Below are 14,105 nucleotides of genomic sequence, written 5' to 3'. Positions count from 1 at the left end.
TTTATTGAATTAAATTATAATTACTTATAAAGAGTAATTTAGACCCAAAAACTAACGCTATGAGTGAAAAATCAAGACTTGACGAAATAAAAGAAGAACTTAAAAAACTGGATATCAGCCCTACCATATTTGCCCGGAAAGAAATTCGTGAATTACCGGATATCCTTTCACCGGACGAACGAATTGTCTATCTCGTAGAAGGCAGAAATAAACTGAACCACCATCATATCATCCTGGTAGCCACAGACAGAAGACTGATTTTTGTGGATAAGGAGTTCATGTACGGATTGAAAGTAGAAGACTTTTCTTACAGCAAAATAAGCTCCATACAATATGAAACAGAATTTTTATTAGCTTCCATAGATATTCAGGTGACTGATGACGTGGTAGAAATTGATGGAGTAGGAAAGTACCATGCTGAACTGTTTTGTGAAAAAGTAAGAGATTTCATGTCCCGTCCGGAACAACATTTTCAGAGTAAATCCGAACCTAGTATTTTAGATCAGCTGGAACAATTGGGAAGATTAAAGGAATCCGGAGTTCTAAGTGAGGAAGAATTTCTGGATCAAAAGAAAAAATTAATGGAGAAATTGTAATCATTGTGTTGAATAATGAAATTACTTGATGGGTGGAACTCCCATTTTTAAACTAAAGCAATGGAAAATTATTTAGAAATTAATAAAAAATCATGGAATGCCAAAGTAGAACCTCATCTGAAATCGGATTTTTACTTTGTAGATGAGTTCTTAAAAGGCAGGACTTCGCTGAACTCCATAGAGCTGGAGCTTCTTGGAGATATAAAAGGAAAAAGTATTCTGCACTTGCAGTGCCATTTCGGACAGGATTCTATTTCCCTGTCAAGAATGGGAGCAAATGTGACCGGCATTGACCTTTCTGATAAAGCGATTGATACCGCCAGAGAACTTGCACAGCAATGCGGTACAGACACAGAATTTATCTGTTCAGATGTATATGAGCTGCCCAATGTTCTGGATCATAAGTTTGACATCGTTTATACAAGTTACGGTACAATTGGATGGCTTCCCGATCTTGAAAAATGGGCTGGAATTATCAATCATTTTTTAAAACCGGAAGGTAAATTCATTATGGCAGAATTTCACCCTGTTGTCTGGATGTTTGATGACGACTTTACAAAAGTCGCTTACAATTATTTCAATGAGAAACCGATTGTAGAAACCTATGAAGGTACTTATGCAGATCAGTCTGCACCTATCGTGCAAGAATATGTCATGTGGAACCACTCCTTAGCAGAAGTTCTCGATAATTTAATAAAAAAAGATTTACAACTGAATGTTTTTCGGGAATTTGACTGGTCTCCATATCCTTGTTTCAGACATGTAGAAGAATTTGAAACAGGAAAATGGAGAATACCGCAGTTCGGAAATAAAATACCTCTTGTATATGCGCTTATAGCACAGAAAAAATAAAACATTCAGGGTTGCATTACAATAAAAAGTCACCGTAGTACTGCTACGATGACTTTTTTCCTATATATGAATGTTAAAAAAACTGCTCTGTGTTGATTAGCTTAGGGAATCCTCAGCTTTTGTCTTTACTTCGTCTACTTTATTCTGAACCTGGGAAGCAACATCATTGGCTTTGCTCTTAAGGTCATTTCCCCATTTGTTAAGATTATCTTTAGCTGTATTGATCTTATCTTTTACCGCTTGTTGATCTTCAGGGCTTGAATTCTTATATTTCCAGTAAGCTAATGCACCTAATCCTAGTAAAGCTAATAAGCCTTTTGTCTTGTTTCCCATGATTTCTATTTTTTTAAGTATTAATATTAAAATTTGTTGTTATGAATAATGTAAAATACGTGCCAAAAAAATAAATGGACTTATAAATAAATGTTAAATTTAGGAAAAGACTTCAAGTTTTTCACCATCAAAACTGGCGAAAACCATAGTAGGATAGGAATCCTGATGATATATATTTCCCTCTTTATCAATTGCGATGGCTCCTGCAAACCCATCAATGACTGCAAGTTCATCAAATGTCTTACTGAAAGCCTGTTGAAGGCTCATTCCATCGGTAACTCTCGTTACAATTTTTGCTGCAGTAGCATTACTGACAATATCTTCACCTACACCGGTACAGCTTACTGCACAAAAAGCATTGGCATAATTTCCAGCTACAGTGGCAGAATCCGAAATTCTCCCGGGGATTTCAAAACCTTTTCCTCCAGTAGACGTGGCAACAGCTAGTTTTCCTTCCCGGTCAATCGCTACACAGCCTACAGTTCCTTTCCCTCCATTGGCCAGTTTGGCTTCGTATTCTTTTCTTCTCTGGGGAATTTCTGTAGAAAAACTTTCAAAACCATTTTCCGTAGCATAAATTTTAGCACCATTTCCTCCTAAAACCCTATCGTCTTCATTGATAAGATCTTTAGCCACAAAAATAGGGTTCTGTACATTTTGAATATTAATCACACCACTGAGTTTCTGAGTATTTCCGTTCATAATGGCAGCACTCATACGGATAACACCATCACTCTGGATCTGAGAACCGATTCCTGCATTGTATAAAGGATCATCTTCAAGTAATGAAACGGCATAAGCAACCGTATCAAAAGCCGAATGGGTCTTAAGATAATCGAATGCCTTTTGAGCAATTTGTTTTAATGACTCCTGTTTTGCTGTTTTTACTTCATGGCTTTGATCGCTTTCAGAGAAAAAACCGCCGTGGATAATTACTTTCATAAAATTATAGATGATGGTTGATAAATGATTTCTTTTACGAAGTTAATTAATAAAAGATAAAAGATAAAAGATAAAAGATAAAAGATAAAAGATAAAAGATAAAAGATAAAAGATAAAAGATAAAAGATGTTGTTGTTAAGCAACTATTATGCATCTGGATATCAACATCAATAGGGGTGGCTTTAGCCCGCCTTACAATAAACGTTTTAAATCCATTGGCTTTAGCCCAACTTGAAATATGTATGCTAAATAAAAAAACGGAACCGAGGTCCCGTTTGTATAGCTGTATTTGTTGTTCTATTTATCCTGTGGAATAGGATTAAACTGCGAATTCTCAATTGTCAGTGTTTTTGTCGTAAGATCATAATGATCATTCATAGACATGACATGTACCGTTAAATTATCAATAGAAATAGGCTCTCCAAGGTTGATATTGGTAAGGTTGGTATCTTTGATAAACCTTCCGTCTACCAGAATAACAAGACCTGAACCAACAGCAGTCATTACATCATTATGAATGAAAAGACCTGTATCTTCACCCAATCCGATTCCCAGAGTTCTCGGATTGTTGACTACTGCCTGGAAAAGACGCCCGATTCTTCCCCTCTGTACAAAGTGAGTATCAATAATAACATTATCAATCAGACCCAATCCCTGAGTGGTTTTGATTTCTCCTTTCAATAAGGCTTCAGAGCTGCTTCCCTGGTAGATCATATTTTCAGAAGCTGCCGCTGCACCCGCAGAAGTTCCGGAATAAATAAAATCCTGCTCCTGGTATTTTAATAAAACGGTATCATGAAATCTTGTTCCACCAAGAATAGAAGTCAGTCTCAATTGATCTCCTCCGGTGAACATCATGACATCGGCAGCGTTGGCCCTTGCGACCATTGCATCAGAATTGGCTTCCTCACGGTTGTGGATGTCCAGAACATTTACATTTTTAGCTCCAAGAAATTCGAATGCTTTTTTGTACTCGGAACCTACGATCTGAGGGATTTGAGAAGCGGTAGTAACAATTTCAATGACAGAATTCTCCTTTAGCTTCGATTCGTTGATGATCTTTCTTAAGATCCCACGCTCAAAAAAATTAAGATTCTTTTCGATATTCTGATCATAATCGGTTTCAGCAAAACTTCCTTTGTTTACAGCGCCTCCGATAACTATTAATTTTCCAACAGGTTTCGTCATGGTACAAAATTAAAAAATAATTAACATTCTTTGGCGAAATTCATGCCATCTTTAGTTGATTTTTAATGTTTTAAGAATGTTAATTAAAATTAATTTTTTTTTAACGAATCTTTAAATGTGGTATAGTTTCGTTTAGGGTTTTGCATTATCTTTGGCTTTGAAAGGAGTTATTGTTAACTGTTAAAATGCCAATAGACTATGAAAATCGAAAAGATTCAGGCACTAAGAGGTCCTAACATCTGGAGCATCAGAAGAAAGAAGCTGATACAGATGAGGTTGGACTTAGAAGAAATGGAGAATTATCCTACCAATAAAATCGAAGGATTTCGGGAAAGGATTGAAAAATTAATCCCATCATTGATGACGCACCGATGCTCGGAAGGAGTGGAAGGAGGTTTTTTCCATAGAGTGGAAACAGGAACCTGGATGGGACATGTCATTGAGCATATCGCTTTGGAAATACAGACCCTGGCAGGAATGGATGTAGGGTTTGGAAGAACCCGTGAAACAAAAACTCCCGGAGTATATAATGTAGTATTTAATTATATCGAAGAAAATGCAGGAATTTATGCTGCAGAAGAATCTGTAAAAATTGCAGAAGCACTGATTGAAGGCAAAGATTATGATTTGAATGCATGTATTCATAGATTAAAAGAAATCAGGGAGCGTGTACGTCTTGGACCTTCTACCGGAAGTATTGTAGAAGAAGCGGCATCCAGAAGAATTCCATGGATAAGACTGGGAACAAACTCATTGGTTCAGCTTGGTTATGGAGTGAACCAACAAAGATTTCAGGCTACAATTACCGGAAAAACAAGTTCTATTGCGGTAGATATTGCCTGTAATAAAGAATTAACCAAAAGAATGCTTCACGATGCAGCTATTCCTGTACCGATTGGAGATTTGGTAGTAGATGAAGAAGATTTAAACGCGGTGATCAGAAAAATCGGATATCCCATTGTTATTAAACCTCTGGATGGAAACCATGGAAAAGGATCTTCTATCAATGTCAACGACTGGGATGCCGCTAAGATAGGTCTTGAACATGCTCAGAAATATTCCAGAAAAGTAATTGTTGAGAAATATATCACAGGATATGATTTTCGTGTACTGGTGATCAATAATAAAATGGTAGCTGCAGCCAGAAGAGTTCCAGCCCATGTTGTGGGAGACGGAGAACTGAATCTTCAGGAGCTTATTGAAAAAGAAAACAAAGACCCGAGAAGAGGCTATGGCCATGAAAATGTTCTTACCGAAATTGAAGTTGATAAAGACACTTTAGAATTACTGGATAAACTTCAATATACTTTGGAAACAATTCCTCAAAGAGGAGAAGTGGTTTATCTTAAATCAACGGCCAATCTTTCAACCGGAGGAACTTCCATTGATGTAACAGATATGGTGCATCCGGAAAATATCACAATGGCTGAAAGAATTTCTAAAATTATCGGATTGGATGTTTGCGGTATTGATGTGATGGCAGAGAACCTTACTCAGCCTTTAAAGGAAAGTGGCGGAGCAATTATTGAAGTTAATGCTGCACCAGGGTTCAGAATGCATCTTGCCCCAAGTGAAGGATTACCAAGAAATGTGGCTGCTCCGGTGGTTGATATGCTCTATCCTCAGGGAAAACCTTTTACCATTCCCATCATTGCGGTAACAGGAACCAATGGAAAAACCACCACCACAAGGCTTATTTCTCACATTGTAAAAAGCAATGGGTACAGAGTAGGATTTACGACTTCGGACGGAATTTATATTCAAAATACGATGCTGTCAAAAGGAGATACTACAGGACCGCTTTCTGCAGAATTTATTCTGAAAGACCCTACCGTAGAATTTGCCGTTCTGGAGACAGCCAGAGGAGGAATTTTACGTTCCGGACTTGGTTTTTCTCAATGCGATATCGGGGTTCTGACCAATATTGAAGAAGATCATTTGGGAATGAATGATATTCACAGTCTGAAGGATCTTACCAAAGTAAAGCGTGTAGTACTGGATAGCGTGAAAAAGAGCGGCTGGAGTGTTTTGAATGCCGATAATGAATATTCCATGAAGATTGTGAGTGATCTCGATTCTAATGTGGCTATTTTCAGTATGGATGAAAACAATCCTCATATTGTAAAATTTGCTAAAGAAGGAAAGATAACCTGTGTATATGAGGAAGGTTTTGTAACCATCAAAAAAGGTGACTGGAAGATCAGAATAGGAAAAGCCAAAGACTTCCCGATAACGATGGAAGGAAAAGCCCGATTTATGATTGAAAACGTATTGGCAGCCAGTTTGGCGAGTTACCTTTACGGATTTGGGATTGAGGATATTTCCAATTCTTTGAGAACCTTTATTCCAAGTGCCCAGCTGACACCGGGAAGACTGAATGTTTTTAAGTTTAAAAACTTTAAGGTGCTGATCGACTTTGCCCACAATCCTTCAGGATACGAAGCCATTGAAGATTATCTGAGAAATGTAGAATCTACCAAAAAGATCGGTATTATATCCGGTGTCGGAGACCGAAGAGACAATGATATCAGAGAATGCGGAAAAATTGCCGGAAGAATGTTTGATTATATTATCATCCGAAATGAGAAACATCTTCGTGGAAGAACGGAAGAGGAAATCAACGGATTGATTATTGATGGGATTAATGCTGCAGGCAGAGACGTTAGTTATGAGATTATTCCTAAAGAGATTGAAGCTTTAAAGCATGCAATAGGTATGGCAGAAGAAGGAACATTTATCACGGCTTTAAGTGATGTTATTTCTAATGCCATTGATCTGGTTCAGGAATACCAGGCCAGGGAATTGCTGGAAGACGATAAAAACCTGTAAGACATCCTTATAAAACTTATTACAATTGCAATACGGAATAAAAAACGTATTGCAATTTTTTTATCTATTCTGCTGTAGCAGATCGAAGTTTGTTTGATTAAAAATAGAGGCTATGTCTGCGATGACTACTGTACAAACAATTAAAAGTTAATCCTTACGGTTTCCCGTAGAGTATACCTACAGTCTCTCCGTATATTTACAGCGTTTGTATAAACTAAAAGTACAAGTCAAGTTTTTTTAATGTCCTCCTGTTTGGGAGGATTTTTTATTTGGTGTATTCAACAGTTATTTTTAAACCTTCTTTGTTACGGAAATCCGTAAAGATTATTTTTTTTATATTAAATCTCCAAATGGAGAATATTTTATATATTTAATTTCTAAACTAAAATCAAAACCATGAAAAATTTAAAGAAAATCTCTAAGGAGAAATTAAGAGGTATTAACGGAAAAGGAGGATGTCCTCCAGGCTGGCATGATTGCCCGGTGCCATGGAATGAAAAAGTTTGCATTCCGCATGATAATGAAATGGCTTGTCCCGATTTATAAAAAACGATCCCTCACTAAGAGGGATTTTTTGTTCTTATATTTCAAAATTTAAACATTTGCGCCCAAACTTAATGGACTTCTTCCTGAGATATATTGTTTTCTAAATAATTTTTATCAGCTTTCCCTGGTTTTCAGCTGTCTTGCCTGTCAATTTTAAATAGGGTGTTTTTCCTTCACTATTTTGGGAGTTACAAGTTTAATTTTGCTCAAAATAATAAAATGAAATCCATGAGAACAATCAATTACATCGTTATACATTGTACAGCCACACAACCAGATGTTACAATAGAGAGCATTAAAAGGTATTGGAAGGAAAACCTGAAATGGAAAAATCCAGGATATCACTATATGATAAAAGCTGATGGAAAAATAGTAAACACTTTGCCCATTGATCAGGTATCCAATGGCGTTGCAGGGTGGAATTCTCAAATTATCAATATATCATACATTGGCGGCATTGATAAAAGCAACCATCCAAAAGATACAAGAACGGAAGAGCAAAAAAAATCTATGGTAAAGCTGTTAAGAGAATTAAAATCAAAATTTCCTAAAGCTAAAATTCAGGGACATAGAGATTTTCCAAATGTTCAGAAAGCTTGTCCAAGTTTTGATGCTAAGAAAGAATATGCTGAGTTATCATAAGCTGAAGTACTGCAAGATTGTTTTTAAATAGCTTTAAAGAAAGCCTAATATACAAACGATTCAAAATCAATCATTACGGTTTCCCGTAGGGTATGCTTGCAGTCTATCCGTATATTTACAATGTTTGTAAAAAAACATAGCGTACATGTCAATTTTTTATCCTCCTTCTTGGGGGATTTTTTATGTTTTGAGAGGTCTTCAGGAGTAAAAAATAAAACCTCCGATACTTCGGAGGTTTGTTTCTATAAGCTTTCCCAGGTTGTCTTTATGCTCTGCATTTTTTTAAGATAAAAATACAAAGGAATAAGTTCTAATCTGAGGGTAAAGCTGATTGATGGGTACATAAACGGAATAATGGCCATCATAATAAGGCAAACAGCAATCCCGATAATGGCATCTGCTATGGCAGCCTGTGGTGCCCATTTTTGTTCAAACCAAAGTCCGTAGGCTACAATACCTTTGAACAGGAACAAAGAACAGATCAAAAGCCCTGTCATTGAGTACGGATGATTGGCATTCATCCCGTATAATGATAAAGAGGTTTGAGTGATCAGAGACCCTGCTATCAATAAACCCGCAGCTACTGCGCCTCCGATTAAAAAGATCCATAGGAAAATTTTAATCCAGGTAGGTAATAAGTCTCTTCTTCGTGTTAAAACGTTGTTGTCAAATTCTGCGAAAGGTGTTGATCTTTCTTCCATGTAGTATTAGTTTTATAAGTTTTTTATCCGAAAAAAGCATTCGAACTACCAATCCAGATGGCATCTTTTTTATTGAAGTCTACATTCACCATGGCGGCTTTAGTCATTCTTCCCAGATTTTCCAATAGGATAGGGCGTTCGTCGTTTTCTCGCCAAATATACAACAAACGGATCTCTGCTTTTGCAAAATCTCCGTTGATATCTTCAAAAATAGGTTCATAGAACACTTTTCTCTGCAAAATATAGTTTTCCTTATCCTGAATAGAGTCGGTAATTTCTTTCGTAGGATTCAAATTAACTCCGCTTCCTGCGAATGAAAACAATGGTTTTAGTACAAAATTTTCAAGATTTTCATGCTCCGGGAATTCATGCAGAAAATAACTCTTTGGAACAAACTCATGCTTCAGTAAAGGCAAAAGGAACTTTGAAATTTTAAAGAACCAGTTTGGGTGGGTAATCCATTTTACATCCACTTCCTCGCGGAAATCAAATTCTGTATGCAGATCCGGAATATTGTCCAGTTCATCAAATATAACCCGGTTGTAGATCCTTTTGATTTCGGTTAGCTTACCATTATTTTCATAGTATAGCTTTCGCCCTTCCTTCTTTACTTTCGTCAGACATACCGTTTTGATGCCAATTAATTTTTCTGTGAAAGCAAAATCAATAGCTGTTTTTTGTCTTTCCGGAAAGATTTCAAGCAGGATTACATTTTCAGGATGTTCATCACCTACAATCAGTTCCTTCAAATAGTTTTTAAAGGTATCATGGGACATAGGATTTCTGATCTCCGAAAGAAAAGGATAAACCTCACAATAGGTCTCTTCATATACTTTTTGAAAAGCATACAAAGAAGGAAATGCCTGAAGCTCTATCAGCTGAGGTTCTATTGTTCCGTTTTCACTTTTGCATACTCCAAAATCTATGGTGAAAAAATGAGGTTGATGGGTATCATTGGGAACCCTGCAGTTTTCAGGAATGGCTTTTTGAAGGAGTTCTGCCGGCATTGCTTTAATTTGGCTGATGATACTTTCACTGGCATCGATCAGTTTTTTCTCAAACTCTTTAGTCAGAAAAATCGGGCTTTCTGAAACTCTGAAACCAGGTGCTGTTCCACCTTTTTCAGTCAGTATATTTTTGAGTTGATGGTATTTTTCATCTGAAAACTCCTGATTGAACTGTTTTCTGTATTCTGGGATCATATTTTTTTTCTTTTGTGATGGTAAAAAAAACGGACGTTTATGTCCAATTTGATTTTACCACAAAAGGCACAAAAGTTTTAGAATATAAAAGTTTATAATACACTTTTATAAAATACCTATTTAATTGGGAAATCTTTGATTTTCAAGAAAGCTTATGTGTTCTTCTCAACAGCTTTTATGATTGTAATACCCAAATCCCTTTTGTGACTTTTGTGGTTTGTATTGATTAAACCAAAGATTCAGCTTCTTTCAAAATGTTTTTTTTTGCAAACTGAAGGAATCTCGGAAGAATCTGATGTCTGGTAAGAATGATTTTATCTTCATCGTCTATTCTGTCTATCGTTTCAAGATATTTTTCCATCCCGAAATTTTCGATCATGGCTTCCTTGTTCTTTTCATCCTTCAGGTTTTCGATCAGAGATTCAGGATTGGCTTCCGGGTGAAACTGTGTCCCGAATATTTCCTCCGAAAAACGAACGGCCATTACCGCTCTTTCCAGGTTGATATGAGGACGGAATTTTTCAATCGCCATGATGGTCATTCCCAATTTTTGGAAACGGTCGTGATCCGGTTCTATAAACTGGTAGGCCCTCGAATCTACCGCATAAAAAGGATCCTGAAGATTTTTGAATAAGAATTCTTCTTTACCTTCCTCTGTTTTATGAACAGGCATTACCCCGAAGGAATAAGACCTTCTTTTGCAGATATTTCCCAGATTCCAGTGAATACTTGCCAGCTGGAATGAATGGCAGATCAGGAAAAGGTACTTTTTATCTTCATGGTATTGATTATGCTCGAAAACAGCATCTAAAAAATTTGCAAAACGGTTTTCCCATGCAAGGCCTTCACGATGTGGGTTTCCGGGGCCACCGGAAGAAATGAAAATATCAAAGTCTTCTATTTCAGGTATTTCATCTTTATATCTTACATCAAACGTTTTGATCACCACATTTTCTTCAGAGTTCTGCTGAAAAGTTTCGGAAATTTCTTTAATATTTCTAAAACCTTGATTCACATGATTGTTGTTCATGTCCAGCAGAGCAATTCGAATATCTTTCATTACATCATATTTTTTGCAAAGTTACCAAAATATTATGAAGCAGGTTCACCATGGGTGATGCCATACTCCGTTTCAGAGATCATATAATCAACTACTTTCGTCAGATCACCTGTTTCCTTAAAGATCTGAAGCTGCCGGTCTGCACCGGTTCCGTTTTCAAGGATTTTCCAGGCGTATTCCACTTCGTTACGGCATCCCAAATCGTCTACCACATCATCAATAAACTCTAAAAGTTCTTTCAATAAATGAGGATAAGGAACGGATTCTTCTTTCCCAAAATCGATGAGATGGGCTTCGATACCACTTTTGGAGGCACGCCATTTATTTTCGTTCAGCAGTAATCTTCTATAGCTTCTGAAGCTGAGATTTTGCTGGTGCAGTTTATAGATTTTGGCAACAAGACTCTGCATTATGGCCGCAAGACAAACGGTTTCGTCAATTCTTAATGGCATGTCACAGATTCTGAATTCGATAGTTGGATAGAACGGATGTACGCGTAAATCCCACCAGATTTTCTTGGCATTGTCGATGGTTCCTGTTTTTACCAGAAGATCCACATAGCTGTCAAATTCTGCCAGCGAGTTAAAGTAACTCGGAATACCGGTTCTTGGGAATTTGACGAAAATTTCCTGTCTGTACGATTTAAAACCTGTATATCTTCCAATCCAGAAGGGTGAATTGGTCGAAAGAGCATAGACGTGAGGAAGGAAATATCTCATCACATTCTGAATTCTTACGCCTTCTTCACGATTAGGAATTCCAATATGAACATGCAGTCCGAAAATAAGATTTTCACGGGCCACATCTCCCATATCATCCACGATTTTAATGTATCTTTCTCCCTGAGTGATATTGTTTTCAGACCAGTGAGAGAATGGGTGAGTACCACCTCCGGAAACACGAAGTCCCTGTTCATGGGCGATATTGATGAGGTGACGCCTTAAATTCGTTAATTCAGCTCTGGCTTCCTGAATATTCTGGCAGATTCCCGTTTCCATTTCAATCATGGATTCGTGCATTTCGTGCTTTAAGTTTTCACTTAAAACCGCTTTGCCGCCTTCAATGATTTTTGAAACGTGAGAAACCAGATCTCTGCTTTCCACATCGATGATCTGATATTCTTCTTCAATCCCAATAGTAAACTGATGATGCATTTATTTTGTGTTTTTTAATTCTTTTTCAATGTTATTTAATGGAATCCTTCACGAATGTTCCCCAGGCAATGTTAGGTTTCCCCGGAACATATTCTTTAGCTTTTTCAATAGCCAGTTTGGCAGCATGTTCTATGATCCATGCAAAGTTTTCTTCTCCTACAGAATTGCGGTCTGCATCAGGAGCCGGGTTGCAGAAATCGATGGCATAAGGAATACCGTCTCTTACAGCAAATTCCACGGTGTTGAAATCGTATCCTAAAGCTTGATTCATTTTAATCGTATAATCATGAATAGTCTTCAGTAATTTTTCAAGTTCTTCACCTTGGGTCTGATGCGTGGTGGCGTATCTCAAGTGAGGTGCATTTCTCGGCTCATAAGGCATAATGTGGACATATTTTTGGCCCAGACAGTACACTCTGTAATAATCGTCAAAGATAATTTCTTCCTGTACCATCATCACCAGCTGCTCGGTTTCTCCCAGTTTGTTCCAAAGATCATCCGGGTTTTCCACTCTGTATACATTTTTCCAGCCGCCGCCATCATGAGGCTTCATATAGGCAGGAAACCCTACATAATTGAATATATATTCCCAGTCATGAGGAAATTTCAGGTTTCTGAATGAAGTTTCTGAAGTATTGTCCGGTCTTTCGTGTGATGGAAGCAAAACCGTTTTAGGAAGTGGAATTCCCAGTTTTGACATCAGGGCATTGTTGAAAAACTTCTCATCAGCACTCCACCAGAATGGATTGTTGATGACATAAGTGCCGTTAAGGGCAGCATTTTTTAAATAAGCTCTGTAAAAGGGAACGTCCTGTGAAATTCTGTCGATGATCACTGCATAACCATAATCTGCACCCTGTTCCAGTTTATCAATAGTAACGGGTTCAGCGATGATATCGCCACCTCCCATTTCATTTACTTTTTCTATAAATGCCCAGGGAAACGTGTCTTCCATACCGAAAAGAATTCCTACTTTTTTTGTCATAATTTTTGTTTTTAAGGTGGGTATATTTTTTCTATTTGTCTTTTTTATTGTTTTTAAGAGAAAAATGCTCCTATGAAGGTAGGGAAGACCATTCTCCATAGCGGCCAGTCGTGGCCTATCCATTTTCTTTCATCGTACCAGAAATCTATGCCTTTTATCCTGAGGATTTCAGCCATTTCAACATTTTTATCCCTGCAGATATCCTGATCGGAAGTGCTCAGTACAATATGCATGTGTTTATATTTCCAGGCTTCATCATTTCTTACAAACTCTCTCGGACAGTTAAAGTATACCAGATCATCAGAGTAGCCATCCATAAAATTCCTTATACTGAAGGCGCCGGAAAGACAAAACAGATGAGAAACCAAATCCGGAAATCTGAAAGCAAAATTAGCGGCATGATAGCCCCCGAAACTTGCTCCTGCAACGGCAACGCGGTGGGTTTTGTGAAGTTTTTGGATATAAGGAACGAATTCCTGGACCAGGAACTGTACATACCGTTCATAATTCCTTATTCTTTGCTGAGGCAAGATTTTTTCATCATAAAAACTCCAGCTGTCGATGGTCTGTACATTGTAAAGTTTTACTTTCCCTTGTTCTATAAACCAGTTGATGCTTCCATTAAGGTGAAAATCATGATTCTGGGTATATTGTCCCTGGGAAGTTGGGAACATAATGATAGGATGGCCGTAATGCCCGGTCACTTCTACTTTGAGACTTGTTCCCAATATATTTGAATAATACTCTGTATGTTCTATGTGAGGCATTTTCCTTGTTTAGTTTTAATTTAGGTTTTATAGTAATTCATAAAATTCAATTCCTCCAAGTTGATCTTTTTCTAAAATATCCAGTACGTGTGTTCCTAATTTCGGATGTTCGAGGATTATATTTTCTTTAAAGATCCATTTTGATCCTGGTGTATTGGCATGAGTTGAGTCAACGAACTGATAATATGCTTTGCTGTGCCATTTTCCGGGACTTATGTTCTCTAAATTACATTTTAGGATGGAATCTTCGGGTAGGATGTATATTATGAATTCAATAACATTTTGAATGTCAATGTCAAGTTTCATTG

General features: G+C 37.2%; 15 protein-coding genes. 5 read left to right on the top strand and 10 right to left on the bottom strand.

Annotated elements, in window-relative coordinates:
* The first annotated feature begins 59 nt into the window (after nt 1-59).
* Complete coding sequence (locus A1704_RS15965; RefSeq protein WP_062675082.1) at nt 60-596, top strand: PH domain-containing protein; 537 nt, start codon at nt 60-62, stop codon at nt 594-596.
* A gap of 60 nt (nt 597-656) precedes the next feature.
* Nucleotides 657-1,448 carry a class I SAM-dependent methyltransferase gene (locus A1704_RS15960; protein WP_062675081.1) on the top strand — a complete coding sequence of 264 codons (792 nt, stop codon included), beginning with the start codon at nt 657-659 and terminating at the stop codon, nt 1,446-1,448.
* A gap of 96 nt (nt 1,449-1,544) precedes the next feature.
* Here A1704_RS15960 and A1704_RS15955 read toward each other — a convergent pair whose 3' ends face one another.
* The 3 genes from A1704_RS15955 to A1704_RS15945 all read right to left on the bottom strand — a co-directional run bounded on the left by A1704_RS15955 (nt 1,545) and on the right by A1704_RS15945 (nt 3,911).
* On the bottom strand, nt 1,545-1,781 hold the full coding sequence (locus A1704_RS15955; RefSeq protein WP_034695510.1) for a YtxH domain-containing protein: 237 nt from the start codon (nt 1,779-1,781) through the stop codon (nt 1,545-1,547).
* 99 nt (nt 1,782-1,880) lie between these two features.
* Nucleotides 1,881-2,723 carry an isoaspartyl peptidase/L-asparaginase gene (locus tag A1704_RS15950; protein WP_062675080.1) on the bottom strand — a complete coding sequence of 281 codons (843 nt, stop codon included), beginning with the start codon at nt 2,721-2,723 and terminating at the stop codon, nt 1,881-1,883.
* Nucleotides 2,724-3,020: 297 nt separating this feature from the next.
* Complete coding sequence (locus tag A1704_RS15945) at nt 3,021-3,911, bottom strand: cyanophycinase (protein ID WP_034695508.1); 891 nt, start codon at nt 3,909-3,911, stop codon at nt 3,021-3,023.
* Nucleotides 3,912-4,109: 198 nt separating this feature from the next.
* Here A1704_RS15945 and cphA point away from each other — a divergent pair, with 198 nt between their 5' ends.
* From cphA to A1704_RS15935, 3 genes are all read left to right on the top strand, one after another.
* Complete coding sequence (gene cphA, locus A1704_RS15940; protein WP_062675079.1) at nt 4,110-6,740, top strand: cyanophycin synthetase; 2,631 nt, start codon at nt 4,110-4,112, stop codon at nt 6,738-6,740.
* Between the two features lie 396 nt (nt 6,741-7,136).
* Nucleotides 7,137-7,286, top strand: a complete 150-nt coding sequence (locus A1704_RS24520) for a hypothetical protein (RefSeq protein ID WP_157885777.1) — start codon at nt 7,137-7,139, stop codon at nt 7,284-7,286.
* A gap of 228 nt (nt 7,287-7,514) precedes the next feature.
* Complete coding sequence (locus A1704_RS15935) at nt 7,515-7,928, top strand: N-acetylmuramoyl-L-alanine amidase (RefSeq protein ID WP_062675303.1); 414 nt, start codon at nt 7,515-7,517, stop codon at nt 7,926-7,928.
* Nucleotides 7,929-8,170: 242 nt separating this feature from the next.
* Here the strand turns inward: A1704_RS15935 and A1704_RS15930 are convergent, their stop codons facing one another.
* The 7 genes from A1704_RS15930 to A1704_RS15900 form a co-directional block, all read right to left on the bottom strand.
* Entirely contained in the window at nt 8,171-8,629 is a 459-nt protein-coding gene (locus A1704_RS15930) for a hypothetical protein (RefSeq protein ID WP_062675078.1), read from the bottom strand.
* A gap of 23 nt (nt 8,630-8,652) precedes the next feature.
* The gene (locus A1704_RS15925; RefSeq protein ID WP_062675077.1) at nt 8,653-9,831 is read right to left on the bottom strand and encodes a hypothetical protein; all 1,179 of its coding nucleotides are present in this window, start codon (nt 9,829-9,831) and stop codon (nt 8,653-8,655) included.
* Nucleotides 9,832-10,057: 226 nt separating this feature from the next.
* Complete coding sequence (locus A1704_RS15920) at nt 10,058-10,891, bottom strand: type 1 glutamine amidotransferase (protein WP_062675076.1); 834 nt, start codon at nt 10,889-10,891, stop codon at nt 10,058-10,060.
* 32 nt (nt 10,892-10,923) lie between these two features.
* Entirely contained in the window at nt 10,924-12,045 is a 1,122-nt protein-coding gene (locus A1704_RS15915; RefSeq protein WP_062675075.1) for a carboxylate-amine ligase, read from the bottom strand.
* 31 nt (nt 12,046-12,076) lie between these two features.
* On the bottom strand, nt 12,077-13,030 hold the full coding sequence (locus tag A1704_RS15910; RefSeq protein ID WP_062675074.1) for an ATP-grasp domain-containing protein: 954 nt from the start codon (nt 13,028-13,030) through the stop codon (nt 12,077-12,079).
* A 53-nt stretch (nt 13,031-13,083) separates the two neighbouring features.
* Complete coding sequence (locus tag A1704_RS15905) at nt 13,084-13,797, bottom strand: alpha/beta hydrolase-fold protein (protein ID WP_062675073.1); 714 nt, start codon at nt 13,795-13,797, stop codon at nt 13,084-13,086.
* Between the two features lie 27 nt (nt 13,798-13,824).
* Complete coding sequence (locus tag A1704_RS15900; protein ID WP_062675072.1) at nt 13,825-14,103, bottom strand: hypothetical protein; 279 nt, start codon at nt 14,101-14,103, stop codon at nt 13,825-13,827.
* Between the last annotated feature and the right edge of the window lie 2 nt (nt 14,104-14,105).

It is taken from the genome of Chryseobacterium cucumeris, assembly GCF_001593385.1.
Taxonomy (GTDB): domain Bacteria; phylum Bacteroidota; class Bacteroidia; order Flavobacteriales; family Weeksellaceae; genus Chryseobacterium; species Chryseobacterium cucumeris.
Note: the sequence above shows the minus strand (reverse complement) of the source record. Positions and strands in the feature narration are given on the sequence as shown.

Excerpts from the sequence above, each read along its gene's own strand:
- A1704_RS24520 (WP_157885777.1), top strand. The coding sequence starts at position 7,137 with ATGAAAAATTTAAAGAAAATCTCTAAGGAGAAATTAAGAGGTATTAAC.
- A1704_RS15965 (WP_062675082.1), top strand. The coding sequence starts at position 60 with ATGAGTGAAAAATCAAGACTTGACGAAATAAAAGAAGAACTTAAAAAA.
- cphA (WP_062675079.1), top strand. The coding sequence starts at position 4,110 with ATGAAAATCGAAAAGATTCAGGCACTAAGAGGTCCTAACATCTGGAGC.
- A1704_RS15920 (WP_062675076.1), bottom strand. The coding sequence starts at position 10,891 with ATGAAAGATATTCGAATTGCTCTGCTGGACATGAACAACAATCATGTG.
- A1704_RS15945 (WP_034695508.1), bottom strand. The coding sequence starts at position 3,911 with ATGACGAAACCTGTTGGAAAATTAATAGTTATCGGAGGCGCTGTAAAC.
- A1704_RS15910 (WP_062675074.1), bottom strand. The coding sequence starts at position 13,030 with ATGACAAAAAAAGTAGGAATTCTTTTCGGTATGGAAGACACGTTTCCC.
- A1704_RS15905 (WP_062675073.1), bottom strand. The coding sequence starts at position 13,797 with ATGCCTCACATAGAACATACAGAGTATTATTCAAATATATTGGGAACA.
- A1704_RS15930 (WP_062675078.1), bottom strand. The coding sequence starts at position 8,629 with ATGGAAGAAAGATCAACACCTTTCGCAGAATTTGACAACAACGTTTTA.
- A1704_RS15955 (WP_034695510.1), bottom strand. The coding sequence starts at position 1,781 with ATGGGAAACAAGACAAAAGGCTTATTAGCTTTACTAGGATTAGGTGCA.
- A1704_RS15960 (WP_062675081.1), top strand. The coding sequence starts at position 657 with ATGGAAAATTATTTAGAAATTAATAAAAAATCATGGAATGCCAAAGTA.
- A1704_RS15915 (WP_062675075.1), bottom strand. The coding sequence starts at position 12,045 with ATGCATCATCAGTTTACTATTGGGATTGAAGAAGAATATCAGATCATC.
- A1704_RS15935 (WP_062675303.1), top strand. The coding sequence starts at position 7,515 with ATGAGAACAATCAATTACATCGTTATACATTGTACAGCCACACAACCA.
- A1704_RS15950 (WP_062675080.1), bottom strand. The coding sequence starts at position 2,723 with ATGAAAGTAATTATCCACGGCGGTTTTTTCTCTGAAAGCGATCAAAGC.
- A1704_RS15925 (WP_062675077.1), bottom strand. The coding sequence starts at position 9,831 with ATGATCCCAGAATACAGAAAACAGTTCAATCAGGAGTTTTCAGATGAA.
- A1704_RS15900 (WP_062675072.1), bottom strand. The coding sequence starts at position 14,103 with ATGAAACTTGACATTGACATTCAAAATGTTATTGAATTCATAATATAC.